This window comes from Amycolatopsis sp. VS8301801F10 (assembly GCF_046195355.1).
GTDB lineage: Bacteria > Actinomycetota > Actinomycetes > Mycobacteriales > Pseudonocardiaceae > Amycolatopsis.
Window position 1 is genome coordinate 3,776,234 of sequence record NZ_CP176065.1, and the last position, 26,963, is coordinate 3,803,196.

General features: G+C 66.5%; 19 protein-coding genes, 3 tRNA genes and 2 pseudogenes. 14 read left to right on the forward strand and 10 right to left on the reverse strand.

Features of this window, described 5'->3' with window-relative positions; translation table 11 throughout:
- Positions 1–617: 617 nt before the first annotated feature.
- The 5 genes from F9C11_RS17890 (at position 618) to F9C11_RS17910 (ending at position 7,296) form a co-directional block, all read left to right on the forward strand.
- Positions 618–1,337, forward strand: a complete 720-nt coding sequence (locus F9C11_RS17890) for a hypothetical protein (RefSeq protein WP_409186010.1) — start codon at positions 618–620, stop codon at positions 1,335–1,337.
- 412 nt (positions 1,338–1,749) lie between these two features.
- On the forward strand, positions 1,750–2,958 hold the full coding sequence (locus F9C11_RS17895) for an ABC-three component system protein (protein ID WP_409186011.1): 1,209 nt from the start codon (positions 1,750–1,752) through the stop codon (positions 2,956–2,958).
- Positions 2,955–3,440: a three component ABC system middle component gene (locus tag F9C11_RS17900; RefSeq protein ID WP_409186012.1), complete on the forward strand. Its 486-nt coding sequence runs from the start codon at positions 2,955–2,957 to the stop codon at positions 3,438–3,440. Before F9C11_RS17895 ends, F9C11_RS17900 begins: the two co-directional genes overlap by 4 nt.
- A complete protein-coding gene (locus tag F9C11_RS17905; RefSeq protein WP_409186013.1) occupies positions 3,437–5,380 on the forward strand; it encodes a DUF3732 domain-containing protein in 1,944 nt (647 codons plus the stop codon). The genes F9C11_RS17900 and F9C11_RS17905 overlap by 4 nt, the downstream gene beginning before the upstream one ends.
- Positions 5,381–6,198: 818 nt before the next feature.
- Positions 6,199–7,296 (forward strand): hypothetical protein, encoded by a 1,098-nt coding sequence (locus F9C11_RS17910; protein ID WP_409186014.1) that lies wholly within the window; start codon positions 6,199–6,201, stop codon positions 7,294–7,296.
- 661 nt (positions 7,297–7,957) lie between these two features.
- Here the strand turns inward: F9C11_RS17910 and F9C11_RS17915 are convergent.
- Positions 7,958–8,809: a Scr1 family TA system antitoxin-like transcriptional regulator gene (locus F9C11_RS17915; protein WP_409186015.1), complete on the reverse strand. Its 852-nt coding sequence runs from the start codon at positions 8,807–8,809 to the stop codon at positions 7,958–7,960.
- Positions 8,810–9,908: 1,099 nt separating this feature from the next.
- Between F9C11_RS17915 and F9C11_RS17920 the strand changes: the two genes are divergently transcribed.
- Positions 9,909–10,808 (forward strand): helix-turn-helix domain-containing protein, encoded by a 900-nt coding sequence (locus F9C11_RS17920; RefSeq protein ID WP_409186016.1) that lies wholly within the window; start codon positions 9,909–9,911, stop codon positions 10,806–10,808.
- Here the strand turns inward: F9C11_RS17920 and F9C11_RS17925 are convergent, their stop codons facing one another.
- Together F9C11_RS17925 and F9C11_RS17930 are read right to left on the reverse strand one after the other, a co-directional pair.
- Entirely contained in the window at positions 10,809–11,702 is an 894-nt protein-coding gene (locus F9C11_RS17925; protein ID WP_409186017.1) for a 1-aminocyclopropane-1-carboxylate deaminase/D-cysteine desulfhydrase, read from the reverse strand.
- A 113-nt stretch (positions 11,703–11,815) separates the two neighbouring features.
- Positions 11,816–11,889: transfer RNA gene (locus tag F9C11_RS17930), tRNA-Ile, on the reverse strand.
- Positions 11,890–12,290: 401 nt separating this feature from the next.
- On the opposite strand from F9C11_RS17930, the pseudogene F9C11_RS17935 reads away from it, so the two are divergent.
- Positions 12,291–13,208, forward strand: a pseudogene (locus tag F9C11_RS17935) (MFS transporter); the annotation flags it as partial.
- 7 nt (positions 13,209–13,215) lie between these two features.
- Positions 13,216–13,281 (forward strand): annotated as a pseudogene (locus F9C11_RS17940) (hypothetical protein); the annotation flags it as partial.
- 230 nt (positions 13,282–13,511) lie between these two features.
- On the opposite strand, the gene F9C11_RS17945 reads toward F9C11_RS17940, so the two are convergent.
- The 3 genes from F9C11_RS17945 to orn all read right to left on the reverse strand — a co-directional run bounded on the left by F9C11_RS17945 (position 13,512) and on the right by orn (position 14,612).
- A tRNA-Lys gene (locus F9C11_RS17945) sits at positions 13,512–13,584 on the reverse strand.
- 272 nt (positions 13,585–13,856) lie between these two features.
- Positions 13,857–13,929 (reverse strand) — tRNA-His (locus F9C11_RS17950).
- Positions 13,930–14,003: 74 nt separating this feature from the next.
- Complete coding sequence (orn, locus tag F9C11_RS17955) at positions 14,004–14,612, reverse strand: oligoribonuclease (RefSeq protein ID WP_409186018.1); 609 nt, start codon at positions 14,610–14,612, stop codon at positions 14,004–14,006.
- 118 nt (positions 14,613–14,730) lie between these two features.
- Between orn and F9C11_RS17960 the strand changes: the two genes are divergently transcribed.
- On the forward strand, positions 14,731–16,272 hold the full coding sequence (locus tag F9C11_RS17960; RefSeq protein WP_409186019.1) for a helicase HerA-like domain-containing protein: 1,542 nt from the start codon (positions 14,731–14,733) through the stop codon (positions 16,270–16,272).
- Positions 16,273–16,345: 73 nt separating this feature from the next.
- Complete coding sequence (locus F9C11_RS17965; protein ID WP_409186020.1) at positions 16,346–16,732, forward strand: DUF3224 domain-containing protein; 387 nt, start codon at positions 16,346–16,348, stop codon at positions 16,730–16,732.
- 118 nt (positions 16,733–16,850) lie between these two features.
- On the opposite strand, the gene F9C11_RS17970 is transcribed toward F9C11_RS17965, so the two are convergent.
- The 3 genes from F9C11_RS17970 to F9C11_RS17980 all read right to left on the reverse strand — a co-directional run bounded on the left by F9C11_RS17970 (position 16,851) and on the right by F9C11_RS17980 (position 20,577).
- Entirely contained in the window at positions 16,851–17,720 is an 870-nt protein-coding gene (locus tag F9C11_RS17970; RefSeq protein ID WP_409186021.1) for a S1C family serine protease, read from the reverse strand.
- A 735-nt stretch (positions 17,721–18,455) separates the two neighbouring features.
- Positions 18,456–19,778, reverse strand: a complete 1,323-nt coding sequence (locus F9C11_RS17975) for a M20 family metallopeptidase (RefSeq protein WP_409186022.1) — start codon at positions 19,776–19,778, stop codon at positions 18,456–18,458.
- A 37-nt stretch (positions 19,779–19,815) separates the two neighbouring features.
- A complete protein-coding gene (locus F9C11_RS17980; RefSeq protein ID WP_409186023.1) occupies positions 19,816–20,577 on the reverse strand; it encodes a class I SAM-dependent methyltransferase in 762 nt (253 codons plus the stop codon).
- A 166-nt stretch (positions 20,578–20,743) separates the two neighbouring features.
- On the opposite strand from F9C11_RS17980, the gene F9C11_RS17985 reads away from it, so the two are divergent.
- From F9C11_RS17985 to F9C11_RS18000, 4 genes are all read left to right on the forward strand, one after another.
- Positions 20,744–21,670: a DNA-3-methyladenine glycosylase family protein gene (locus F9C11_RS17985; protein WP_409186024.1), complete on the forward strand. Its 927-nt coding sequence runs from the start codon at positions 20,744–20,746 to the stop codon at positions 21,668–21,670.
- A gap of 208 nt (positions 21,671–21,878) precedes the next feature.
- Positions 21,879–22,595, forward strand: coding sequence for a M50 family metallopeptidase (locus tag F9C11_RS17990; RefSeq protein WP_409186928.1), 717 nt, complete (start codon positions 21,879–21,881; stop codon positions 22,593–22,595).
- 624 nt (positions 22,596–23,219) lie between these two features.
- Positions 23,220–24,452 carry an aldehyde dehydrogenase family protein gene (locus F9C11_RS17995; protein ID WP_409186025.1) on the forward strand — a complete coding sequence of 411 codons (1,233 nt, stop codon included), beginning with the start codon at positions 23,220–23,222 and terminating at the stop codon, positions 24,450–24,452.
- 32 nt (positions 24,453–24,484) lie between these two features.
- Complete coding sequence (locus tag F9C11_RS18000) at positions 24,485–25,591, forward strand: dihydrofolate reductase family protein (RefSeq protein WP_409186929.1); 1,107 nt, start codon at positions 24,485–24,487, stop codon at positions 25,589–25,591.
- A 71-nt stretch (positions 25,592–25,662) separates the two neighbouring features.
- Here the strand turns inward: F9C11_RS18000 and F9C11_RS18005 are convergent, their stop codons facing one another.
- Positions 25,663–26,883: a chitinase gene (locus F9C11_RS18005; protein WP_409186026.1), complete on the reverse strand. Its 1,221-nt coding sequence runs from the start codon at positions 26,881–26,883 to the stop codon at positions 25,663–25,665.
- Positions 26,884–26,963: the final 80 nt, after the last annotated feature.

Genomic DNA, 26,963 nt, shown 5'->3' on the forward strand with positions numbered 1-26,963 from the left:
CGCGTTGGGCTTGGTCGCGGCTGCCGGCGCTGCCGTGCGGATCGCGGTCATCGGGTGGCGCAGTCGGACGCCCAGTACCGCGCACGCCGAGTGCGACCTGGCCTCAAAAGTCGAGGCCTGGATTGACCGTGAGCAGATCCTGCAGCCGAGCGTCATGGTGGCCAACAGCGGACCGCCGCCGATGTACCGGGTCCAACTGGATTTCGACTTTCCCCGCCCGACTACCTGGACTGATAGCTGGGACAAAGTTCGTTAGGCCTCCCAAATTGATCACCGAGATCGGCATCGTCTGCCCGCGAGCCGAGCCGTACGCGCATCCCGACGAGACGAAGTAAATGGCAACACCTCTTAGACCTGATCGACGAGCACCTGGGCAAGTCCGCCCGAGTGACTCCGAGGAGTGCTCGACCGACGCGAAGATCGACATCGGCAACATCGTGCCGTCGGCTGGATCGAGGTGCACTGTCTCCGACACGGTGCATTCGGACGCACGAGGGGAAGCTCAGGCCCTGCACCGGATGGTCGCGATTGCCCGCTAGCAGCTCGATACTCTTGGCGGCCCCACGCTGTGCAGGTGACATCGAAACGGCCAGCAGCCGAGGAACGACTGACCTGGCATGCAACTCGGACAACGCGGCATGTTTGTCGCCTTCATTGCCGCTCTCGGCTTCATCGTGCTTCTCGACGTCGGCATCGCAACCAGCCGATCAGCGGACTGGTGGGCAGCATGGGGCCAATGGGTCGGAGGCATCGGCTCGATCGCCGCTGCGGCCGTTGCCGTCTGGGTCGCGGTGGAGGGTTGGCGAAAGTCCGACGAACAGGCCAAACAACAAGCGAAGGAGGTGCAGAAACTACGGCGGGAGGAGCTGGCAAGTCGATTCGCGGTCTGGGTGGAGCCTGCCCCGATCACCCTTGACGAGGTCGTCGATCGGTTCCCCGCATCGGAGCCGATCAGACGACGTGCCAGGGTCATGTACAACAATGTGGGAGGGCTGCCGATCTACGACGTCCAGGTCACAGCGATGTTGCGCTCCGGCGATATGTTCTCGTGGACCTATCCAGTGTGCGCACCGACGACAGAACCCGAACAACTCGAAGACGGGGCGTCGACTCTCACCAGCAGGCTCATCCGCGAACTCCGGAATTACCTTATGCACACGCGGCCGAATGAGACTGATGAAGAACGACGTAAGGCGTTTGAGTCTGATGAAGCGGCGGGATTGCTCTACTTCATGCGGGGCACCAAGCTCGCTGTCCAATTTACCGACTCGAATGGGTACAGGTGGTTTCGGGCATGGGATGGCAACTTGTCGCCATCAGTTGGCTCCAAGGACTAGCCCTCGCCGCCGGACATCTCCCCGGCTTCCCCGTGTTCCGTTGCTGCGCCTGCTCGGCCAAAGCCAGGATCCTGGCGGAGGAACCGGTGGGGCGGCCACGTCGCTCCTCGTCGATATCCGTACTGGGCTGGCCGTTCTGTAGTCGCGAGGAGTTGCACGATACTAGCCGCGGCTAGCCCACCGCGGTCACGGCGAGTCCTGCGGCAACGCTCCGAGAGCCTGTTAACAGTACTGTTCCCTTCTTTCCGATGAGCGGCTTGGTGGTCGCCGATGTGGGCAGGCCTAGCAACACCGCTGTGCGTCCATTCGGGTGAACCGTCATGCGTGGTCTGTAACAGACGTGCGCTTCACCACGGTTGCTGTCCATGAATGGACAAAACAGGCGATCTGCAAGCGAGGCGAGGGGGCTTGGGTGGACGAGCAGATGGAGCTGTTCGAGGCCTCGGCGTCTGCGGTCGGCTACCTGTTCCAGCTCCGCAAAGCTCTCCTCCACTGTGTCGAGCAGTCGAGCGCTGGACTCGACTGGTCTGTCGCCGTCGAAGCCGGGGACGACATCGAGGTCCATGAAGGGGACGGCAAGATCCTCTATCAGCTCAAACATCGCACCCCGGGAACGCGGGTCACCGACCTGGCCGTCGACCTGTGGAAGAGTCTTCGGATCTGGGCCGCGGAGTGGGCAACGACCGATGACGGCCAGGACCGGCCTACCTACTTCCTGCTCACGACCGCCGAAGCCCCTGCTGGCAGCGCCGCTTACCACCTCCGGCCCCCTGGGCCGAACAGCCCGCGAGACGTAGCAAAGGCACTTGAATTGCTCGATCAAGCTCGCGACCGGTCCACGAGCAAGGCCAACAGGGCGGCTTACCAGGCATGGGACGCACTGCCGGCCGACCAGCGTCTGGGCCTGATCGGGCGCGTTCGCGTGCTCGACGAAGCGCCGGACATCGACGAAACGACTCAGCAGCTTCTGCGCCTGGCGGCTCTTGCTGTGGGCAGAGAGTTCGCGAAGCCTTTCCTGGAGCGCTTGGACGGATGGTTCTTCCAGAAGGTCGTCGCCCAGTTGCGCAACCGCTCGGCCGGGCCTGTGACCGGCTTGGAGTTCGATCAGATGTTCAGCGACCGTCGTGACAGCTTCCGTCCGGATAACCTGCCGATCGACGACGACGTGGAGGAGATGGTCGACGACGGCGTGGACCGCGGGGACCGGACATTTGTGCGCCAGTTGCACCTCATGGGAATCGGCGACAACCGTGTTCGACGCGCTGTCAGCGACTACCTGCGTGCGTTTACGCAGCGGTCGCGCTGGGTGAACGACAATCTGCTCCGCCCAGGGGAACTGGGCAGGTATGAGCGACGCCTGGTCGAGGAGTGGTCAACGCGCTTCGACGTTATATGCGACGAACTGGGAGAAGAAGCGGCCGAGGAGGACAAGGTTCGCAAAGCGAAGGCCATTTACCGGTGGGTCGAGCAGGAGGCCCGGTTCCGCATCCGACCCGGCTGCGATGAGCCGTTCGTGACAAAGGGTTCCTACCAGATTCTCGCCGACGACTTGCGGGTCGGCTGGCATCCCGATTTCGAAGCGCGCCTCATGGCGCTGCTGGAGCCGGTGTCAGGCGGATGAGCGCACCCATCGAGTGGAGCAGGGAGGAGCGGGTTCTCTACAACCCGGCGTTCACCGCTCTCGTTTGCGCTAGTGTCGTCCAGGGCCACCTTCAAGCACACCGGGTAGGATGCCCACTGCCTCTCGTCCTCACTGCCGCGGTCATGGCGCTGCAGCCTGCGATCCGAGCCCTGCTTCCCCGTGTCAACGCCAGCATGACCCAGTGGGCGGAGAACAATCAGGCCGTCAAGGTCCACATGTCTGCTAACGCCCCCGGACTCCTCAGCGTCGTACGCCCCGGTCTGCTGTTCGCCCTGCAAGCCGGCGTCCTCACTCTGAAGTCGTCCAGAGTCGCCCTCCGCGACGGGGCAATTCCGGCGACAATCCGGAGGCAGTCGCCCGAGGCCGCCGCCATCCAGAAGGCCGCCCACATGCTTGGCAGGTGGCTGCCCAGCGGCGGACCCACTACCACAGTCCTCACCCTGCTTGGAGTGCGTCCGTGACCTGGCAGCTCAAATCCCTGACCTTATACGGCAAGCAGGCCGATCAAGTGCGCACGCTGGAGTTCAATCTCGGCGCACTCAACATCGTCACCGGCGACTCCTTGACCGGCAAAAGTTCTATCTGGGGCGTCACTGACTACTGTATGGCCAGCAGCGGCTATCCCATCAGCGCGGGCGCTCTGCGCGAGCGCGTCCGGATTTTCGCGGTCCAGATCGTGGCCGGGGAGCAGCAGCTGTTCGTTGCTCGGCCGGCGTCCGAGCGAGGTACCACGCCTTTCCCTCGGATATGCTTGGTTTTCCAGCAGCGGGGAGCCGAGCCGCTCGCGATCGAGGACATGCAGTTCACCTTCACTGTGGACGCCGCTCGCAGCGTTCTAGCCACCTTCACCGGCATCGACCTCTCGATCCGCCTGCCGACGACGAGGGGCAACACGATGTCCCCGTCCATTCGGCAAGCACTGTTTTTCTGCGTCCAGAAACAATCGGAAATCGCAAACCCCGAACAGTTGTTCCACTCCCAGGGCGAGGAATACGGTCCGAGGACGATTCGCGACGTGTTCCCGTACTTCGTCGGAGCGGTGGACCCGGACCAGGCCGTTCAACGTGCACAGTTGCGGCAGATGAAGATCGACCTGCGCGACCACGAGCGGGCCCTCCAACAGCAAGAAGCTGCCACGCCTGCTCCCGGGCAAGTGCGAGCATTGGTCAGGGAAGCGATCGAAACTTCGCTGCTTGAACCGCGCGCGACCGAAGACCTCACACTCGAAGAAGCTGTCCAGTTGCTCAACGAGGCCAGCGCCGCTTCGCTGCCCGGCTCGCTCGATATGCCGGTCGACTCCGACGATCCACTGGCGGCCGTCGTCCAGGAACGAGATCGACTCCGCGGCGCTTTCCAGCAGGCGCGCCTCCGGCTCACCGACCTGAGAGCCGCGCTGGGTGAACGCAACGAGTTCATGACCCAGGCGCTCGACCACCGCGAACGCCTAACCTCCCTCACCCTGCTCGATGCCAGCCCCGAGGCGTCAACAGACCAGTGTCCCGTGTGCCACAGCACCGTCTCGAACACGAATGAAGTTGTCAATGCGCTGCGCACCGACTTGGAGGACCTCAACGCTAATGTTCTTTTTGTCAGCGACGACACTTCCCAGGTCCAGGCGCTGATTGCCGAACAGGAGGCAGCCCTCGGCGAGATCCGCCAGGCTTTGGCCGCAAATCGCGACGAGCAAGACGCTCTCGAAGCGAGCATTCGCACGGCCTCGAGGTACCACGACGCCGCCCTGCGCGCAGCGTCGGTCAGCGGACGTATCAGCATGTTCCTCGAGAACGCGGAACGCTACGACCTTGCTCCTCGGACGTCTGATCGTCGTGAGGAGATGCGCGCTGCCATCGAGAGCCTGGAAGAAGCCCTCGGCGACGATGTGCAAGCCGATCGGGTCAACAGCAGTTTGTCGCTGATCAACCAGCGAATCTCCGACAAAGCTCGAGAACTCGCCCTCGAACACTCAGACGCCCCGGTGCGACTCGACCTGCGCCGCCTCACCGTCGTTGCCGACACCAGCGTCGGTCCGGTCCCGCTCAAGGAGATGGGAGGCGGCCAGAACTGGCTGGGTTACCACCTGGCGACCCTGCTGAGCCTGCATGAGTGGTTCGCAGAACACGCACGGCCGGTGCCCCAGCTTCTCATCCTCGACCAACCGTCTCAGGTCTACTTTCCCGCAGACTACAAGGGAACGGCTCTGCAGCCGTTCCAAGAATCCGACAGGACCGCGCTGCTGCGCGTCTATCCCATTGCCGAGGCGATCAGCGAATCGAACGGATCGCTGCAGGTGATCGCCATGGAACACGCCGACCTGGAACAGCCGATCTTCAGTTCGGCAGTGATTCAACGGTGGCGAGACAGGCAAGGGGCGCTGGTTCCATTCGAATGGTTCACCCCATAGAAACCCGTGAGCCGCAGGCAGCGAAGATTCGAAGCTGAGGTCGCGCGCTGGGGTTCATGAGCTTTGGTGCTGCGGGCATCTCAAGGATCTTCGTCCGGGCTCGTTTGACGGGTCGTCGTGGCCCGGGGCGGATGCGAGCACAGGAAGGCCACTCCGTCTGGCCCATGCAGACTCAGCTGGTTCGTTCCGAGAGGGAACATCCACTTCGTCTCACCCCGACGGCCGAGGCTTCGCTGACCATGCACGTTGTCAGCAGCGACGCCAGGTAGTTGGTGTTGGAGGCACTGGGTTGGTCGGAGTAGGGCCCGCCATGTTGCACGCGCAGGTCGCTGTGTCAACCGCCGGGGTCCGGTCGTTGTTGATCGCCAGCTCAAGCAGGTCCACTGTGGAGAGGGACGAGGACGAAAGCGCGGACGCCTGAGTCACTGGAGGGTGGACCAGTGCGTCGGGGTCGGCGAGTTCGCCTTCGGCTGCGGTCATAGCCGATTTGACCAGGTCGGTGACGACCTCCCTTGGGGTCTCGCCGGAGCCGAGCCGTTCCAGCACCAGCGTTGGCGTTTCGACGGCGAGTGCTTCGCGTCCATCTTCTCCCTCATCGGCGGGTGCGCTGATCCACACAACAGTGTCGAGCTATGCGGCCCACATGTTGCGAATCTCCACCGCAGCCTGCCGTGTCCGGTTGGGCCGGGTGTTGCTGCTCTGTAACGGCCTTATGTTCGTGATCGACTGCTCTGGGAGACGGAGAGCCGAACAAGCCGACCGGACCAGACAGGAAGCGACGTTCTCTGCGAAGTTGGTCCCGCTGCGGAAGGATGCTGGTGGTTACTGACCTGGAAACTTTGGTAGCGCAGGTGTGGAGCCCCGATGTGCGCCCTCTGGCAGAGGAAGCTTGGCGTTGCTACAACGCCGGCGCGATTCGGTCGAGCATCGTCGCGACGTGGGCCGCAGTGAGCACCGACATCATCGTGAAGCTGATCTGGCTGGCTGACGAGGGTGATAGGGCGGCGATTCAGTTTCGTGAGGAAGTGACCGCTGCGCAGGAGAAGGGGCTCAAGACTGACGGTGTGCGCGACATGCAGAGGATCGAGGGTTCTCTGCTGGCCAAGGCCGTGGACTTCGAACTGATCGACACCATCGGAGAGCGTGAACTCTGCCGGATCCAGCAAGATCGCCACCTATGCGCGCACCCGTCGCTTCGCGCGGCTGGCGAGGTTTACAACCCGCGGCCGGAGGTAGCGCGGGGACATCTCGCTGTTGCGCTGACAACCCTGCTAGTCCATCCGCCCACCCAGGGCGGCAAGCTTCTCGACGATTTCCAGAACTACATCTGCGACCCTCTGTTCGCTCCGTCCGTTCTCCACATCCAGGCCACGTTCCATGATCGGGTTCGCGCGGCCACGCGCAAGTCGCTCATCAAGCTTGCCGCGAAGGCCGCGATGCTCGAGATCGACCCGGGCGGACGGATGCCCGCGGACGTGCATGCCGATCGGATGGCTATCGTGCTTGACGCCTTCGCTGAACGCGATCGTGGGACAGTTCGGGACGCTGTGGCCGAGACCCGCGAGAAACTTCAGAGGCTCGACAGTGCCGCGCAATTGCGTACGCTTATCCGGATGGCGGATTGCGACTACTTCTGGACGTCGGTTGATGCACCACTAGCCAACTTGTTCGAGGCACTTCTGAATGTTCCCCTGCCGGCGGATCCTTGGGGTCCGTTGGCTGAGCAGGACTTGTCGTCTTTCGCGCTGGTCAGCCGCTCCTATGCACGTGCACGCCTGCCGATCCTGCTTTCTCGCTTCGAGAGGCTGTCAGAACAGCACCAACAGGACATTATCGCCACTCACCCGAGCGAGTTCTTCGTTCCAAGGGTAATCGCTTTTCTCCGGAGCGCCGATAGTTGGCGTGCAGGCGAGTGAGCCGGTCGGCTGCTGGTCCAGCACGCGGCGGTCCTTTCGATCGATGCATTAAGGGATGCGCTGACGGCGTGGCACGAGAACCACGAGTGCAGGACGTCGACACCCATGCCCGAACTCGCTGTGCAGTTGTTCCACGCAACGACGCACCTGGGCGAGGCTCGAGGCGCCCTGTTCGCTGACTTCGTCATATGCTGCGAGCGTGCCCTTGGCGACGGCGACAAGCGGTATGGGTACCCCAACCTGCGGGCTGCGCTGCAGGCGGCAGGCTTTCCGATTCCAGACTGACGGGCGGAGCCTGCTCTGCTTCTACGACCGGGTCGCCCACTCATGGCCATTCGCATCCGAGGAGCGGGTCGAAGTTCGGCGTGAAAGACCGCACGCGATCTGCATCTACCAGGACGGCCACGATCATTGTTGAGGGTGAGTCTGAATGCGTCGGCGAGGTTGGTGCGGGTGCGACCTGCAGACAATGGCTTCGAGACCGCGATCGGTCGGCGGACCTCAGGCCCTGACCAACGAAGCGTCCGATACACGCTCGTGGCCCAGATGCGGGTCGAGACGGTTGGTCTGCGACCTGTTGGCACGACAGACGTCTGGCTGTCGTCGACTGCCGGAAGCAATTCGGGAGATGCGGACCTGGCGGCGAGGGTCAGGACGTGATCTACGAAGCAGCCGTGGCAAGCCGCATGACGTGGCGGGCGATGAATGCCGCGGAATCTGTCGCGGTAAGAGCGGTGTCGCCGAGTTGGGTGTCAAGGTTGGTGTAGAGCCCGTCGCCGTCAAGCATGAACTCGCCACAGCAGCTAAGCGGCCTGTGCACGATCTGGCCTACACCTGTTTGGTAGGCGGTGAATGTGCCAGAGAATCCAACGTGGCTGCCGACATCGATCGGAACGACGCGCACGGAGACTCGGCGGTTGGTCTGCTGAATTCGGATGAGACGGCGAAGCTGCTCGGCGACTACGTTCGCATCGCCCAGCGGATGAGTGAATGCTTGTTCGCCGATGTAGACGCAGACGTTTTTCTCGTTCAATATTGTGCTGTTCGCGTCGCAGTGCGCATGTACATGCTCGACTTTTGACCGCGTCCGTGGCGGTGAGTATCTGGCGACTGAGGTGGCGTAGTCGACCGTCCGCGGTAGGTCTGGCACGAGCAGCGGATGCCAATCGACGATGCGTTCTGCCGCGAGTGCGCATACCTCTGCCACGGCGAAGTGGCGCGGTAGGCCGCGGCGGCCGAAGATGATCGATTCCGAGTCCGGGTGTCGTGCTAACTCCAGGATTCGCGCCTTGTGTTCGCCGACAACGCCGAGGGCTCCGAGAATGCCCGCGACGTCCTCGATGTGCGGTGTGCGCTCGGCGTGTTCCCATGCCGAGAGAGTTGACTTGTTGACGCCGATCTTCCGCGCCAGTTCGATGAGGCCCCGGTGTTCGTGGAGTCGCGCGGCTCTCAGTTCGATAGCGAGGAGCGCGCTGCGTGTCCAGGGCCGTGCTCGAACACTCGTCGTCGTCACGGTTCGTTCCGCAGTCGAGTCGAGTCGGCACGGCCGACCACCGCGGCTGGCAGAGTCTGCTCGTCCTGCATTGCGTGGCGACCGACCGGTGAAGAACTTGCGAGGATGTGGTGGGCAACGTCGGCGAGCTTGCGCGCGAAGCCCGGTGAGCAATGCCGCGCGACAGAGTGCGCGGACAAGGACTGCCCTAACGTTTGCAACAGCCGTTCGACCTGCAGCCGGCGACGCTGCTCAGCCACGCATCCTGGGCACGGGGACAGCGACGGATGCGCCATCGGCGCAGGAATTACCTGCGTCCGGCACAGTGCGCGGAACCTGCCGACTCGGATCGCGCGAACCATTTCGTCGTCATCGACAAGGTGGTCAAAGCCGTCTTCGTAGCTGGTTATCCAGATTGCGCGCGCAGTTCGAGCAGTGGGTTGCCCGTTTGAGACGCGGCCGGGCGGCCAGCTCATCGTAGCCGTCATCAAAATCCGTCCCTGATCCTCGCGGCGAGCCGGATTGTGGTGCACGGCCAGAGCTTCCCGCAGTTACGACAGCGACAGGAATCCGCGTTGGCATCGGTGCACGGGGCATGGACAACGAGCGCGAGAACCGCGAGATCGTAGAGCTGTGTCGCTTCGATCTGCGTTTCGTCGGGTTGTGCTGCACGACCGGTCTGCGACTGGTCGAACGTTGCCGATTCAATCACCGATACCGCCTCTTCCGTCAGTTGCCGGGAGTTGGCGGCACCCCGGCGGCTGGGAACTCCTGTCCTCGCTGGCAATGGGGGGCGCGGTGCCTGCGGGGCGGGTTCGCGACTGCGGGTGTCTGACCAGCCGCCGGGGTGCCATCACTAACGAAACCGCAGCTCAAGCGGGTAAACCACACGGCGTAACTGTGATCTTGGGGGAGGGTATCTCCCTGTTCAATGGGGAGAACTTGCTCCATACTGAAAGAGTCGTATGGTCCGCTCAGAATCGTCTGAAGGGGGACTGTCATGCCGTCAGCGACGGTCAGCGTGCGGAGCAAGCAGCGGGAGCTTTCAGCTCAGCTTCGGGCAAAGTCTAGGACGTGGGCAGAGATCGCGGCAGTCTTGTCCGACCGGTACAACGTCAACATGCGCACCGCGCTCCGCCTGGCGCACGGCTGGAGCCAGCGCGAGGCTGCCGAGCGATGGAGTCTGCGTTGGCCAGCCGAACCGAAGACTGACAAGGCATTTTCGTACTGGGAGTTGTGGCCCGCCGCGACTGGGCACGCTCCGCCGTTGGACGTGCTCTGCCGGCTGGCGGAACTGTACGAATGCAGGGTGGCTGACCTGCTTGCAGACGTTGCTGACCATCGGTCCGCCGACTCTGCTCATCAAGGCCGAGCGCAACTTGCGGAGATCGAGCGTCCAGCGACTTCGCTGGAGGACGTCGTCGCGCGATTGGATGCAGCCGACGTTCACGAACTGGCCAAGATGGCGACGACTTGGGCGAATGGCGACGGTTCCGGAGTGAATCGGCGGTCGTTGTTGCTCAAAATTAGTGCCGCGCTGTCGTTGGCTTCCATAAGTCCGGTGCTTACGGAGGAAACGTCTGCTGCGGAGACCGCGGATCGGAGCACGCAGAGCGATGACGTGTCCGGGATCTGGCACAGCCGCTACGTCTACCCGAGCAGCGGCCGAGGCAAGGAGTTCGTCGGCGAACACTATGTCGTTTTGCGCCAACGCGACAACCGGCTCATCGGCGAAAGTTTGCCGCACTCGACTGGCTCTCGTCTGCGGCTGGAACTTGCGCTGGACAAGGCCGTGGCAACCGGCACGTGGCGCGAGCAGACCTCACCTGGCGGCTACTACCAGGGAGCTACCTACCACGGGACCCTGCAATTGGTGATCAACCCGTCCAATCAGCGGATGAGCGGAATGTGGCTGGGTTTCGGACGCGACTTTACGATCAATTCAGGCGAATGGAAGCTGACCTGGTGCAGCTCCGACACATCCAAACAGTCTCAACGTAGCTACCACGAAAAGGTTTGATCAGCACAGCACGGCTACAATGACGCTCCCCGGCGCGAATTCGCCGGATTCGATCCGTGCGAAGATTCCATACAGCATCTTCGCCTCGTACACCCAGTCGAGGGCCACGCCATGGCGCTGCGCGAAGTCGGCGATGAATGAGTCCAGTTCCGGTGTCCGTCTGGCGTAGCCGCCAAAGTGGAAGCCGGTATCCACGGACCAGTTGCTGGTCTCGGCGCCGAAACCATCGCGCTGAAACCGTCGCACTTCGTCGCAGAGGAAGTCTCCGCCCTTCAGCACGCTGAACCCGATAGCTTGCTGGTGTGGCTGGAGACGCGCGGCGATGCCTGCCAGGGTGCAGCCGGTTCCGGAAGCGCAACAGATGACGTCGAAGTCTTCGGCTATTTCATCGACGAGTTCAGCACATCCCCGTGCGGCAAGGCCGTTGCTGCCTCCTTCGGGAAGCACGTAGCTGGGGCCGAGCTGATTTATGAGCTGCTCCACCATCTCCGGGTCGGTCTTGTGCCGGTAAGTCGTTCGGTCAAGGTATACGAGCCGCATGCCCATGCTCGCGGCGTAGGACAACGACTCGTTCAACGGCAGGTGCTCTTCGCCTCGAACGACGCCGACGGTGTTGAGCCCGAAGTGCCGACCCGCCGCGGCCGTTGCGCGCAAATGGTTCGAATACGCGCCGCCGAAGGTCAAGAGCTGTTCATGGCCTTGGACGAGCGCTTCTTCGACGTTGAACTTCAGTTTGCGCCACTTGTTCCCGGGGACCTCAGGGTGGATCAGGTCGTCACGCTTGAGCAGGAGGCGGATGCCGTTCAGGTCCAGACGGTGGTCTTGCAGCTCGACAACGGGCGACGGCAGGCGGAGCGGACTGCCGTTCAGCTCGAAGGGACGTTGAGTCGCCACGGGACCGACCTTACGCAGCAACGCGGGTTGTTTGTGCGACTTAACCCGGTCTGGAAGCTCGGCAACCCTGGCAAACCGGGCGGTTTCGGAATCCGTCTGCCGTGGCGGTGGAGTGGGCCGGGTCGGGCTCGAACCGACGGCCAAGAGATTATGAGTCTCCTGCTCTAACCAACTGAGCTACCGGCCCCAACAAAGCGGCACGGACAGACGTGATCCGCTTTGGGTCGCCAAGCTATCACGGTCATTCTGCGAGGTCGGCCACTGCTTCGAGGTCCTGAAGTGCTTCGTTGTCGCAAGTGGGCCGCCGGCCGGGTCTCTGCGTGGAGAAGTTCAGGCAGCACATGAGCCACCGAACACTGGCACGTACGGATGCCCGGTCACTCAGCGTCGCATAGACGGTTCAAACGGGTGAAACTGTAGCTGGGTGTATCCATTTGCATACGCCCCGGGCATACCTTGGAATATCCGCAGATCGCCGGTGGTGCAGGCGCCGGTCGGATGGGTGGGCTCCGGGGAGGGGGCGAACCGATGGCTGAGGGCGGCCGTGGGAACTTTTCCGCGGCGTTGGGCTGCGCGGAATTCCGCGCGATGTGGGCGGCCGAAGCGTTGTCGGTCGTCGGTGACCAGCTTGCCCGGGTTGCGCTGGCGTTGGTGGTCTTCGACCGCACCAGCTCGGCTTCGCTGACGGCGTTGACCTACGCGTTGACGTTCGCGCCGTCCGTGCTCGGCGGCTTCTTCCTGTCCGGGCTAGCCGATCGATATCCGCGCCGCGCGGTGATTGTGTCGACTGATGTGGTCCGGGGCGGGCTCGCGATCGCGATGGCGCTGCCCGGGCTGCCGCTGTCTGCGATGTGGTGCCTGGTCGGCGCGCTGACGCTTGTCGGCGCACCGTTCAAAGGGGCGCAGCTCGCGCTGCTTCCAGATGTTCTTCCTGCGGATCTCCTCCAGGCGGGACTCGGCTTGCGCCAGGTCACGATGCAGATCGCCCAGGTCGCCGGTTTCGGCCTGGGTGGACTTCTGGTGCCGCTTCTCGGAGCTGGACCGGTGCTTGCGATCAACGGCGGAACGTTCCTGCTCAGCGCCGGGATTGTTTACGTCGGCGTCCGGCCTCGTCCTGCGGTGCGGCAGGCGTCTTCCGCCGAGCAGTCGTCCGCGCCAGCTACAAACCCGCGCTACGCCGCTCAGCTTGTCGCCCCGGTGATCCTCATTTCGATGATCGGCCTGTTGGAGGTGCCCGAAGGCGTTGCCGCGCCGTTCGCGAAAGCGGCGGGTGCTGCGTCGTTCGCGGTCGGCCTGCTCATGGCGGCGAATCCAGTAGGCAGCGCCATCGGTGGCTGGTGGGCTGGGAGAAACAGATCGATTGCCCCGCCGTCTGCGGTGCTCGTCCCGGCGGTCGCTGCTGGGTTGCCCTTGACAGCGGCAGCAGTGCCGTCGTTGCCGGTTGCTGCTCTGTCGTGGGCAGTGTCTGGCGCTTTGTCGACGTACTACTTGGTACGGCTGCAGCCTGTCGTCCTTGCACGATCTCCGCCACGGAGCCGCGACTCTCGCCCTCGCGGCGGGCGTCGAGACGAAGGTGGTGCAGCGGATGCTCTGGCACTCCTCGATCACCGTCACCTCCGACACCTACACCACCGTCCTGCCGCAAGTAGCGGAGGCGACGGCGGCGATCATCCCGCGGCAGTCGGCGCGAAGTCTCGGGCTCGCCTCGGGCTCGCCAGCGACCACAATGGACAGTCGAGAACCGGAAGAAAAGCTTCCAGAAAACCAAAATCCCCAGGCCTATCAATCTCAAGACCTGGGGAGTGAGGGTGCGCCATCAGGGACTCGAACCCCGAACCCGCTGGTTAAGAGCCAGCTGCTCTGCCAATTGAGCTAATGGCGCTTGGTGCTTCCCGCCGCTGTGGTTTCCCTCGGCGACGTGGAAAAGATTAGCAGGGCGTTCAGGCCCCGTTTCAGGGGGGTCCCCTTTTCGGTCCGCCGGGGCAACTGCCCAGGTCAGCGGTGGTGACCCAGGGTGAACCCGGCCAGCGTCGACCCTCGCGGCCGCGGCGGGGAGGGCGAGGGGTCGTCGTGACCTGCGCGACACCGGCACTGGCCACCGTACCCCGGAAATGACAAAACCCCGGCCTCTCCGAAAAGAAGCCGGGGCGTACGGGTGGCTAACGGGGCTCGAACCCGCGACCTCCTGGACCACAACCAGGTGCTCTACCAGCTGAGCTATAGCCACCATCTGGCAAAAGATCTCGCGATCACCTTGCTGGAAGCAATCCTAGCGGGTGCCCGCGAGCGCTTTTCAGGGGGTCACCCTCGGTGGCGTTCCAGCACTTCGGCGGCGGCGGCCTTGGCCTCTTCGCTCGTCGGGCCGGGCTGGGGGACGAAGGCGATCGCGCGGTAGTACTCGAGTTCGCCGACGGACTCCTTGATGTCCGCGAGCGCGCGGTGGGCCAGGCCTTTCTCCGGCTTGGCGTAGTAGATCCGCGGGTACCAGCGGCGCACGAGCTCCTTGACCGACGACACGTCGACCATCCGGTAGTGCAGGTGGTTGTCGAGTTCCGGCATGTCGCGGGCGATGAAGCCGCGGTCGGTGGCGATCGAGTTGCCCGCGAGCGGGGCGCTGGCCGGGTCCGGCACCCATTCGCGGATGTACTCGAGCACGCGCTGCTCGGCCTCGGCGAGCGTGGTCGTCGAGGCGCGGACCTCGTCGGTGAGGCCGGACTTGGCGTGCATGTCGTGGACGACCTGCGGCATGCCGTCGAGCTTGGCGTCGTCGGCGTGGATGACGATGTCGACGCCCTCGCCCAGGATGTTCAAATCGGCGTCGGTCACCAGCGCGGCTATTTCGATCAACGCGTCCTTGCCGAGGTCGAGCCCCGTCATCTCGCAGTCGATCCAGACAAGATGGTCGTTCACCCGCACCACCCTAACCCGACACGGGGATATCAGCGGCGTCACCTGGGCTTCCGGCGCGTTACGCTCGGTCAGCCAGTGCAGCGAGGTGTGATTTCGGACTCGGAACGGGGTGCGGCCAGTGGCCGAGCAGGCGTCGGGACCAGCGGCGGAGATCGCGCGGGGATACGTGAGCGACGGGGCGGCCGTCGAGCTGGGCGCGGTGGTGATCGACGGGAAGACCGAAGCGTCGGCCGCGGTCCGGCTGCCGCTGGCGACGCTGAACCGGCACGGCCTGGTCGCGGGCGCGACCGGCACCGGCAAGACCAAGACGCTGCAGCTGATCTCGGAGCAGCTGTCCGCGGCCGGGGTCCCGGTGGTGCTGGCCGATGTCAAGGGCGACCTGTCCGGGCTGTCCGCGCCCGGCGAGGCGAGCGAGCGCACCGCGAAACGGTCCGCTGAGCTGGGCGACGACTGGGCGCCGGCGGCGGGTCCGGTGCAGTTCTTGTCGCTCGGCACCAGCGGGACCGGGATTCCGGTGCGCGCGACGATCACCAGCTTCGGGCCGGTGCTGCTGTCGAAGGTGCTCGGGCTCAACGAGACGCAGGAATCGACGCTCGGCCTCATTTTCCACTGGGCCGACCAGCGCGGTCTCGCCTTGCTGGACACCAAGGACCTGCGGTCGGTCATCACGCATCTGACGAGCGACGAGGGCAAAGAAGACCTCAAAGGCATCGGCGGGGTGTCCGCGGCGACGGCGGGCGTCATCCTGCGCGCACTGTCCAATCTGGAGGCCCAGGGCGGCGAGGAGTTCTTCGGCGAGCCCGAGCTGGACGTCCACGACCTGATGCGCCAGCAGGACGGCAAGGGCGTCATCACGCTGCTCGAACTGGACAATCTGCAGTCCAAACCGGCGCTGTTCTCGACGTTTTTGATGTGGCTGCTGGCCGAGCTGTTCGAGGAGCTGCCCGAGGAGGGCGACCTCGACCAGCCGAAGCTGGTGTTCTTCTTCGACGAGGCGCACCTGCTGTTCTCCGACGCGTCGAAGGCGTTCCTGGAGCGGATCGAGCAGACGGTGAAGCTCATCCGGTCGAAGGGCGTCGGCGTCTTCTTCTGCACGCAGCTGCCGACCGACATCCCGAACAACGTGCTGTCCCAGCTCGGCGCGCGGGTGCAGCACGCGTTGCGCGCGTTCACGCCGGACGACCAGAAAGCATTGGCGCGCACGGTAAAGACGTATCCGAAGTCGCCGCACTACGACCTCGAGACGGCGCTGACGTCGCTGGGGATCGGCGAGGCGATCGTCACCGTGCTGTCCGAACGCGGCGCGCCGACGCCGGTCGCGTGGACGCGGCTGCGTGCGCCGCGATCGAAGATGGGGTCGATCGGGGCGGACGCGATCCGTGCGGCGGTCGCGTCGTCGGAGCTGAACGCGAAGTACGGGGAGACGATCGACCGCGAGTCGGCGTACGAGAAGCTGGCGGCGAAGGCCGTGCCCGCCGCTGAGCCCGCCGGGCCGGCCGCGGAACCCGAGGCGCCGGCCGCGCCCAAGCCGGAGAAGGAAGAACCGGGGTTCCTGGCACAGGCATTGAGCAACCCGGCGGTGAAGTCGTTCATGCGCTCGGCGGCGAGTTCGCTCGGGCGGGAGTTCACGCGCGGGCTGTTCGGCAACCGGCGGCGCTGAGATACCTGACAGGAGATGGCAGGTATCGGCGGTTGACTGTCCGGGACCGAGTTTCCGGCAGAGGAGCAAGAGCATGACCAGGACCGCCGTCGCCGCGTTCGAGCTGGACAAATGGGAGCCGCAGGCGCAGGACGAGGCAGGTGGCACGACGTTCGCGCAGGTGGTGATCGAGAAGTCGTTCACCGGGGCGGTCGAGGGGACCAGCCGGGTCGAGATGCTGACGGCGTCGAACGAGACGTCGCGCGCGTACGTCGCCTTCGAGCGCTTTACCGGCTCTGTCGACGGGCGGAAGGGCAGCTTCGTGCTCCGGCACACGGCCGGTGACGAGGGGCTGTCGCTGGTCCTGCTTCCCGGCTCGGGCACGGACGAGCTGGCGGGGATTTCCGGGTCGGCCGACATCGCCGTGGACGACGCGGGCAAGCACACGTTCACGCTGGTCTACGAGCTGCCGGACGCGTGAAGCAGCCGCTCTCTCCAGGCCCCGAATTCCCGGAGAGAGCGGCCAGGTTTCCTCACTGTCCCGAGAGCGAGGAGCGGAGGCGGGCCGCCCCGACCACGGTCCGCCTCCGGGGTTGCGGTCAGCCGTTGACGATCTGGTCGACGATCTTCTTGGCGTCGTTGATCGGGATGGCGAACCCGATCCCGACGCTGCCCGCCGACGAGTTCGGGCTGTAGAGCGCGGAGTTGATGCCGATCACCTGGCCCTTGCTGTCGACGAGCGCGCCGCCGGAGTTGCCCTGGTTGATCGAGGCGTCGGTCTGGATCGCGGTGTAGCTGGGGTCGGACGTGACGTTCGAGGCCTGCCTGCCGAACGGCGAGTTCTGCTCGTCGCCGCCTCCGACGTCGGAAAGCGGCCGGTTGAGCGCGCTGACGATGCCGGTGGTGACGGTGTTCTGCAGCCCGCCCGGCGACCCGATCGCGATCACCTGCTGCCCGACGGCGAGCTTGCTCGAGTCCCCGAGCGTCGCGGCCGTGAGCCCGTTCGCGCCCTGCGCCTGCAGCACCGCGATGTCGCTCTTGGTGTCCGAGCCGACGACCTTCGCCTGGTACTTCTTGCCGTCCGACGTGGTGACCGTGACGGTCTGCGCGCCCTGCACGACGTGCGCGTTGGTGAGGATCCGACCGTCGGAGGTGAGGATGACGCCAGATCCGATCGCCGTGCCCCGCCCGGTCGTGACGTTCACCTGAACGACACTGGGCACCACCTTCGCGGCGACGGTGCTGACGTCCCCGGAAGCCGTGGTGTTGCCGACGGTCTGCGCGGTGGCGGAGGACGCCGCGGTGGTCGAGGACGTGCCGGAACCGCCGCTCAGCCCGACGATCGCCGCGCCGGCACCGCCGCCGAGAAGAGCGGCGGCGAGTGCAGTGGCTCCGACGAGCGCGGCCAGACGACCGGACCGCTTCCGCGGGCCAGCCAAGACTGCCGGTGGTTCGGCGGGCTGTGGCATGGGTCCGTAGTGCGGAGTGGCGGGTTGCTGGTGCGGCGGTCCGGATTGGTTGTGCTGGGTTCCGGGCCGGTTGGCCGGGCCAGGTTGTTGCGGGGCCTCAGGCTGGTTGTGCGGCGCGCCGGGTTGGCGGTGTGCGGCGTGCGGATTTGGCAGGGGCGCGGGGTTCGACCCAGACTGCGCGGCCGCATCCGGCCGCGGCGGCTGAGCAACACCCGGTGCGGATGCCTGGGCACCGCCGGATGGCCGCGCGTCGCCCGGTCCGGCCTGCTGAGCGCTCGCGGACGCCTGCTCGCCGCCACGCGCTCCGGCTTGGCCGGCAGGACTGCCTCCGGCATCGCGAAGATGTCCTTGCCCGGCGGCGAACGGACTCGACCCGGCCCGGTACTGGCCGTACTGCTCATTGCGCTGGTGCGGCTGGTGCCCACCGGGTGTAGCGGGGCCGGGCCGGCTCTCGTTCTCGGTCATGAACCAAGATTCGCGCCCGCGCTTATGAGCAGCCTGTGGAAATCCCTCAGGCTTTCCTGAGAAGAATCAGCTGAGAATTCTCAGCCGTTCTCAGCCAGTGCATCCTCGTGCCGTGCCGGACATAACCCGCAGGCTTCGCAACCGCTGTCGTCACAGCGGCAGCCCAACCTCCTCAGGCTTCAGCCCGCCCCGTCAAACCGGCCAACGCGCACCTCCTTGCGAGCCTCTCAGCCCGTCGTCCACGCGTTCCCCATCGCTCCCAACGAACTGTCAGTCGAAGAAACTCGGCACGTCCAGCGCCCCTCCCGATGCTTCGAACTCGTCGTGCACGGCTTTGCGCAACTCCGCGTCGGCGAGGTAGTCGGCGGCGGTCAGGGCCAGGCCCAGCGCACCGTCGACGACTGCCTGGTCACCCGTCGGCGACCCGGCGGCTTCGGCGAATTCCTTGGTGTGCAACGCGACCGTCGGCTCGGACACCGCGATCATCGGGTGCAACGCGGGCATCCGATAGGACAGATTGCCGAGATCAGTGCTCCCGGTCAGGAACTCCGGCACGATGCCCGGCGGCAGCGGCTTCCGCCCAGTGCCCTGTTGATTGACCGACCACCGGCCGGCCAGCGTGGTGTTGAACCGGATCGGCAGGTACGCCGGCTGCTCGTCCCAGTGCAATTCCACCCCGCAGCCAGTCATTTCCGCGGCGCCGTGAGCGATCGCGGTCATCCGCCTGGCCAAGTCGCGCAGCGTCTCCGGATTCGCCGACCGGAGATAGAACAGCAGAGCCGCCCGCTCGGGGATCACGTTCGGCCGTGCGCCGCCATCGGTGAAGATGCCGTGCACTCGGTCGCTCGACGGCAGTTGTTGCCGCAGCGCGGATACTCCTTGATAAGCCGCCACCGCGGCGTCGAGCGCGTTGCGCCCCATGAACGGCTGCGCCGAAGCATGCGCGCCGACGCCGTGGAACACCATCTCGAGTTGCCGCCTGCCGAGGAACGGGTGCAGCGCGATGTCGTGGCTGAACGGGTGCAGCATGATCACCGCGTCGACATCGTCGAAGACCCCGGCCCGCGCGAGCGTTTCCTTGCCGCCACCGCCTTCCTCCGCGGGAGTGCCCACCAGCGACACCCGGCCGCCGAGCCGTTCGGCCACTGCTGCCGCGCCGAGGAACCCGCCGGCTCCGGCAGTGCAGATGACGTTGTGTCCGCAGCCATGCCCCAATCCGGGCAAGGCGTCGTACTCGGACAGGACCGCGATGTGCGGGCCTTCGTTGTCCGGAGTTCCGGTGCGCAGCGCGGTGTCCAGTCCGCCGAGCCCTACGGTGACCTCGTGTCCGTGGGCTCGCAGCAATTCGGCGAGCGCGCCGACTGACCGGTGTTCGGCGAACCCTTCCTCCGGATGCGCGTGCAGATCCTGGCTGAGCGCGACGAGTTCGCTCGCTCGAGCGCGCACTTCTTCTTCAACCGCAGCACGGGTTTCCGCGTCGGCTCCGGCGTATTCGGAGCCGAGCGGTTCGGCGGCGGCCACGGCGTCGGCGGTGGCTTCGATGAGGGAACGGAGGTGGCTGTCGTCGGGCGGGACGGGAGCGGCGTGGGTCATGCGGGGAATGCTATCGCCGAACCCCGACAAAAATGGATCATCGCACGTCAGGCAGCCGGCCGGAGACGAGTTGGGCCACGCCGAAGTACTGTTCGCGGACCTCGTCGAAGCCGCGTGCGCGCAGGCCGGCCGCGATCTCCCCGCGGTCGAACATGCGTTGCCCGCTGACGATTCCTCCTGCGGTGTCGGCGGTCCGGGCCGGCTGGCAGTCTCGGCGGGCGCTCGTGAGCAGGACGATCCGGCCGCCGGGGCGCAGAATGCGGGCGAACGAATCGAGTGCCCGTTCCGGCTCGGCGAACATGTGCAGGGCGGCGAAACAGCAAATAGCGTCTACAGTGGACGAACGCAGTGGCGGTTCGACGGCGTCGGCGCGAAGGTAAGCGACGTTCGGCGAATCAGTTTCTTCGACCGCGCGCGAAAGCATGCTGCGCGCGCCGTCGAGGCCGATCGCGAGTCCGTCCGGTCCCACGGCCGCCCCGAACGCGCGTGTGAACCGGCCGGTTCCGCACGCGACGTCGAGCACGACCTGACCCGGTCGCAGCGCGAGCCGTTCGGCGGCCAGAGCGACCTCGCCGGCCATGCTCGGGCCGTCGAGGCCTTTGAGGACGCGGCCGAGCACAGGCCTCCAATAGCGTTCGTAGACCTGCGGCAGCAGCGTGGTGCGCATGAGCCGCTGAGTGAGCCCGGTGGGCGGGCCGGCCTGGGCGGCGTCGCCGAGCGTGTCGAGGAATCCGTCGGCTGTCGTGGCCGGCTCGCTGAGCAGATCGGCGAGCCGTTGCTGGGTGCTGTGGTGCGGCACGGGGGTCCTCTCGGTGGGGATACCGGCAGTATGCGGCATCGACGGCTCACTCGTTCGAGTGAAGATCTGTCCGATCAAGCGTTCGAGGCTCGGCATTGTCGGTCCCTGTTCCTAACGTCGTCCGCACGGTCTCCGACCCGCGGAGACCAGCGAGGAGGACTGACTGATGACCGCACCGATCCTGCGTCCGATCGACCTGCCCACCGGCGAAATCGCCGTGCACGGGGCCTTCGACCTCAGCGCCGCGTCGCAGTGGCTCGCCGGGGCCGGCCCGGCGGGATCCTTCGCCGCCGAACCGGGTGTGCTGCGGGTGGCGTTCCCGGTCGAGGGGACATGGACCCACGCCGGTGCCGCGATCCGGCAGAGATCCCCGGGCACGGTCGAAGTCGGCGTGGCGGCGCCGGTGGAGATCGCCGCGCGCGTGGTCGCGCAGGTGAGCCGGATGCTTTCGCTCGATGTCGACGAGTCCGGGTTCGCCGAGGTCGCGAGCCGCGATTCGGTGGTCCGGCGGCTGCACGCTCGCCACAGCGGTGCGCGCCCGGTGCTGCATTCGTCGCCGTACGAAGCGGCCTGCTGGGCCGTGCTCACGCAAGGAATGCGAGTCCGGCAGGCGATGCGGTTGCGCGAGCAGCTCGCGGTGCGGCATGGCCGTCAGATCGGCGAGGACGGGCCATTTTCCTTTCCCTCGCCACAGATTCTGGCCGAGCTGGGTGACGAACCGTCGCTGGGGCCGTTCCGCCTCGCTCGCCTTCGAGCGGTCGCGCGGGCTGCTGCCGACGGCCGGCTGGACGCCGAGGAGCTGCTGGCCTTGCCGGTCCCCGACGCGATGACCCGGCTGTGCGCGATCCCGGGCATCGGAGCGTTCTCCGCCGAGCAGATCCTGCTGCACGGCGCGGGACACCCCGATCTGTTCCCCCGGCTCGACACCCAGCTCCACCAGATTCTGTGCGCGGAGTACGCGTTGCCGCCCGGAACACCGCCGGACGAGCTTGAACCGCTGGCTGAGGACTGGCGTCCGTACCGGTCGTGGGTCGCCCACCTTTTCCGGCTCGATCGGTTGCGGGCGTCGGCGTCTGCGGAGGTGGCGGACTGAGCGGTGGTTGAAGTCGCGGATCGACAGGAGGGAGACGCCATGGAATGAGGCCGCGCCCCATACCGAATCGCGGTCGACGGGTGACGCCCGGGCACTCACCGCGGCCAAATAAGGCCTGTGGTGAGGTGTCCGCGTGACTACGCCTGCACTCGCCGTCTCGACTGTGCTCAGTGCTCGACCGGGCACCGGGGAAATCTCTGGTGCGGCCATGGCCGCGGGCACTGGGGCAGTCGGCGCGGCGCTGGAACAGGCGAACACGCCGAGCGTCATCACGTTGGTCACCGGCGGTATCGCGTTGCTGGTGGTGCTGGCCGGCGGGACACCCTGGCGGTTCGCCCGCAATGTCATCACGATCGTGCACGAGGCAGGCCACGCGCTGGCCGCGGTGACGGTCGGACGGCGGCTGCGTTCGATCCGGCTGCACTCGGACACCTCCGGGGTCACCGTGTCGCGCGGGAAGCCTGAGGGGCCGGGCATGGCGTTCACGGCCTTGGCCGGGTACGTCGCGCCGTCGGTCTTGGGACTGCTGTTCGCGAGCCTGGTCGGGGCTGACCTGATCACCGCGGTGCTCGTGCTCGTCGCGTTGCTGCTGCTGGGTGTGCTGATCATGGTGCGCAATGCCTATGGCGTGTTCACCGTGGTGGCGAGCGCGGTCGTGCTCGGGCTGGTGGCTCTGGTCGCGCCGAAGGTGGTGCAGGCGCCGTTCGTGTATCTGCTGACCTGGTTCCTGCTGTTCGGCGGGGTCCGGCCGGTGGTGGAGCTTCAGCTCAAACGGCGGCGTGGCCAGGCGCGGGACTCCGACGCCGATCAGCTGAGCCGGTTGACCGCTGTACCCGCGGTGTTGTGGGTGCTGGTGTTCGGCGTGCTCACGGTGAGCTGCGTCATCGCGGGTGGGTTGTGGTTGCTGCAGCCGCTGGCGTTGTGACGCGGGCGCTGCGGGTCCGGCTTTCGGTGAGCTGACCCGGGGCGGTGGCTCGGTCGCGTGGTCGGGTTGTGCGGGTCGCGGAGTCGCAGCTGAGCCGGTCGGGGTCCGCGGGGTCCTCTGAGGACGGCGGTGTGACCGACGGCCGGGCGGCGCGCTCGTGAGCTGGGCGGAGCGGCTGGTAGCTGGTGATGCGGTCGGCGGCCGGGTGGAGTGGCCGAGATGGCTGGGCGGTGCAGCCAAGATGGTTGGGCGCTGCGGTCGGCGGTTGGCCCTGCGGGCTGACGTGGTGCTGACCTGCGGGGTCCATCGGGCGGCATGAGCTGTTGCCTCGAGTGTCGCGGAGCCTCTGTCGGCCGGAAGCTCGGTTGAGCCAGCGACAACGGGCGGCGTGACGGTGTTCGCGGGCCTGTGCCCTGGGAGAGTGAGGGACCGACCTGACCCGCGGCTGAGGCAGTGGTGGCAGACCGCAGGCACGGGCGCCCCGGTCGTGAGCGACGGCGTTGTCGACCATGGCACCGACCAGGAGGCTGGGGTCGCGAGTGTCCCGAGGGCTGAGCCCGTCGTCTCTCCAGGTGGGCGGTACGGCAGACTGGACGTCTGTTGAGCCGCGGAGGGAGACAGGCGATGGACGAGGTCGCGAAGGCCGTCGAGGAGTGTGCGCGGGCGGCGAAGGCGGCTGCGCCGTCGTTGGCCGCCGCCGGGGACGACGCGGTGGACGCGGCGCTCGTCGGGATGGCGGAGCGGCTCGTCGCGCACCGGGACGAGGTGCTCGAGGCCAACCGGGCCGACGTGGCCAAGGCTACGGCCGACGGGATGAGCGCCGGTCTGCTTGACCGGCTCACCATCACTCCCGAGCGGCTCGACGGGATGGCCTCGCAGCTGCGGCTGCTGGCCGGCGCTCCGCACCAGGAGCGGTCCGTCGACGTGTCCGCCTTGGACGGTGGGCTGCGGCTGGTCGAGCGGCGGCGGCCGGTGGGCGTCATCGGCGCGAACTACGAGGCGCGGCCGAACGTGACGGTCGACGTGGCGTCGCAGCTGGTCAAGTCGCGCAACGGCGGCGTGCTGCGGACCGGGTCGGCGGCGCTGGGGTCGGCGCAGCGGTTGCGGGACGTCGTGATCGCGCCCGCGCTCGAGGCGGCCGGGATCAACCCGGACGTCGTGCAGCTGGTGCCGCGCGTGGAGCGGGAGGCGGCGTCGGCGCTGGTTCGGTTGCCGGGGCTCGTGCCGCTCGTCATCCTGCGCGGCAGCGGTGACAGCACGCGCGCGCTGGCGACCGAGGCCGCGGTGCACGGGGTGCGCACGTTGGCGCATGCCGACGGTGGCGGAGTGCTGTACGTCGACGTCGCGGCGGACGCGGACAAGGTCCGCGACCTGGTGTACTCGAGCCTTGACCGGCTCGGCGTCTGCAACCGGCTGAACCTGCTGCTGATCCACGAGGACGTGCACGACACGGTGTGGCCGCAGATCGAGTCGGCGCTGGCCGAGCGCGGCGTCACGCCCTCGCTCGCGCCGCACGAGCACCCGATCGGCTACGAGTGGGCGCTGGACTCCGAGCGGGAGGCGACGGTCACCGTGGAGAAGGTCGGCGGGCTCGTCGACGCGGTCGAGATCGCGAACGAGCGCACGTCCGGGCTCGCCGCGGGGATCGCGACCGAGAACCCGGCGGCCGCGGAGCAGTTCTTCGACGGCTACACCGGCACGGGCGTGTTCTGGAACGCGCCGACCCGGCTGCTGGACGGCTTCAAGCTGCTCGCGGTGCCCGAAACCGGCATCAACCTCGACCGGGTGCCGGGGCCGCGCGGGCCGGTGACCTACACCGACCTGTACGTCCGCCAGTACGCCGTAATGCCTGCCTGACCTGGCCGGAGCACGATGAGCGGATGGGCACGATGACCGGGCGGCCGCACGTCCTGCTGTCCGCGGCGCAATCGCTGGACGGCTACCTCGACGACGCCGGCAGCACCCGTCTGCTCCTGTCCAACGAGGACGACTTCGCGGAGGTCGACCGGCTGCGCGCCGAGGCCGACGCGATCCTCGTCGGCGCGGGCACGGTGCGGGCCGACAACCCGCGGCTTCTCGTGCGGTCCGCCGCACTGCGTCGCGAGCGGGTCGCGGCGGGGCGGCCGGAGCAGCCGGTCAAGGTGACGGTCACGAACAGCGGCAAGCTGGATCCGGCGTCGCGGTTCTTCACCGTCGGCGACACCGAAAAGCTCGTCTACGCGCCGCGAGGAAGCGCGGACAGCCTGAGCGCGGTCGCGACCGTGGTGGAGGTCGGCAGTCCGCCGCGGCTCGAGCACGTCCTGGACGACCTCGGTGAGCGGGGGATCCGGACGCTGCTCGTCGAGGGCGGCGGCGCCGTGCATACGCAGTTCCTCGACGCCGGGCTCGCCGACGAGCTCCGGCTCGCGATCGCGCCGGTCATGGTCGGCGATCCGCGGGCGCCGCGGTTTCTCGGGCCGGGTGCGTTCCCCCGGCCGCTGGAACTGACGGAAGTGCGGCGGCTCGGAGACGTCGCGGTGCTGCGGTATCGCGCCGCGGCTGAACCGTCGTCGCTCGATCTGCTGCGGTTGCGCCAGGCCATCGAACTCGCCGACGAATGCCCGCCGAGTTCGACGTTCCGGGTCGGCGCGGTCGTCGGTTTGCCGGACGGCACGGTGCTCGCCACCGGGCATTCGGGCGAGGGCGATCCGCGCAACCACGCGGAAGAAGCCGCGCTGGCGAAGCTCGATCCGCACGATCCGCGGCTCGCCGGCGCGACCATGTACAGCTCGCTCGAACCGTGCAGCGACCGCGCGTCCCACCCCAAAAGCTGCACGCAGCTGATCCTCGAGACGGCCATTCCGCGAGTGGTGATGGCTTGGCGGGAACCGTCGCTGTTCGTCGAGGCCGAAGGGGTCGAGCGGCTTGTCGCGGCCGGGCGGCGGGTGATCGAAGTCCCGGCGCTGGCTTCGGAAGTCCGCCGGGCCAACACGCATCTTCCGGGCGTCCGGCCCTGATCCGCGACTGACGGATCGGGCGCTGCCGCACGGAATCCGCACCGCAGCGCCCGATCCGGAAAATCAATCGGTCAGCAGCCTCCGTTGTCGGTCCAGACGCCCCACTGCCCGGTCGTGCCCGGTTCCTCGCCCTGGGTCCACCATTTCGCGGTCCATTTGTGGCCGTTGTGCGCGACCACCGCGCCGCCGGTGTAGACCTGCGTTTTCTGCCATTCCGGTGCCGAACAGGTGCCCGGAGGATTGCTGGTCGGACTGGTCGGGCTCGTCGGCGGAGTGGTCTGCGGCGGGGTCGCGCCGGCGAAGCGGGTGGTGAATTTCGTGAAGTCCCAGTCGTTTTGCTGGACGTTCGAGCACACGCTGTTGTCGGTCGTCGTCGTGCACTGCCGGTCGCGGTTCACCGCCCAGAAAGTGAACCGGCCGAGGTGGTGGCTGGTCGCGTAGTCGTACACGGTCTGGAAATCGGAAACGTTGAAGTATTCCGACGTGTCGGATTTCCCGTTCATGCCCGAGAAACCCTCGTGCGAATACGCGGTTTCGCTGTCCCAGCCGAGGTGGCTTTGGAGCAGGCCGTGGAACGCTTCGAGCGCCGAGACCTGCGACGCGCCGCCGCCGTTGAAGCCGCCGTCGAACGGCATGATCGAGAAGTTGTTGGGGGAGAAGCCGATCGACTTCGCCTGGTCCAGCAGCTGGGTGCCGAACCAGCCGGTGCCCGCCGCGGTGCCCGGCATGGTCACCGAGACGAACAGCCCGGGGTTGTCCGCCTGCAGCTTCTTCGCCGCGCCGAGTTCGTTCGCGATGGCCGCGGTGTTTTCGTATTCGGGTTCTTCGAGGTCGAAGTCGATGGCTTTCAGGTTGTACTTCGTCACGACCTGCTGGTAGGCCGCGGCGGTCGCGTCGACGGTGCCGCAGGTCTGGCCCAGTTTCGTGCCGCCGTAGCCGCCGACCGAAACCGACACGTCGCCGCCGTTGCCGCGGATGCGGTTGATCGCGTCGCCGACGGTCGTGTCCGAGGAAACCGGCGAGGTGCCGTCCCAGGTGGGGCTGCATCCGCCGCTCTTCGGCGCGAGGATGAAGGCCAGCTGGAACGCCTTCTGCCCGGTCGCGTTCATGACGGTCACCGGGTCGGGCGGGTTGTTGCTCTGCGGCATGAGGTACGGCGCGGCGGCGTACCAGTTGTTGTCGAGGCCGGTCGGCGTCCCGGTCTGCGCATGGGCGGTCGCGGCCACGACGGCAGCTGCTCCGGCCACGGCAGCGGCGGCGACGAGGGTGGCGGCCAGTCTGCTTCGCTGCATCTGTCCTCCGGCATTTCGGAAAATGACTGCGGTAAGCATTGGACTAGACCATTATGAAGTCAAGGTGCGGTCGGCTGCTC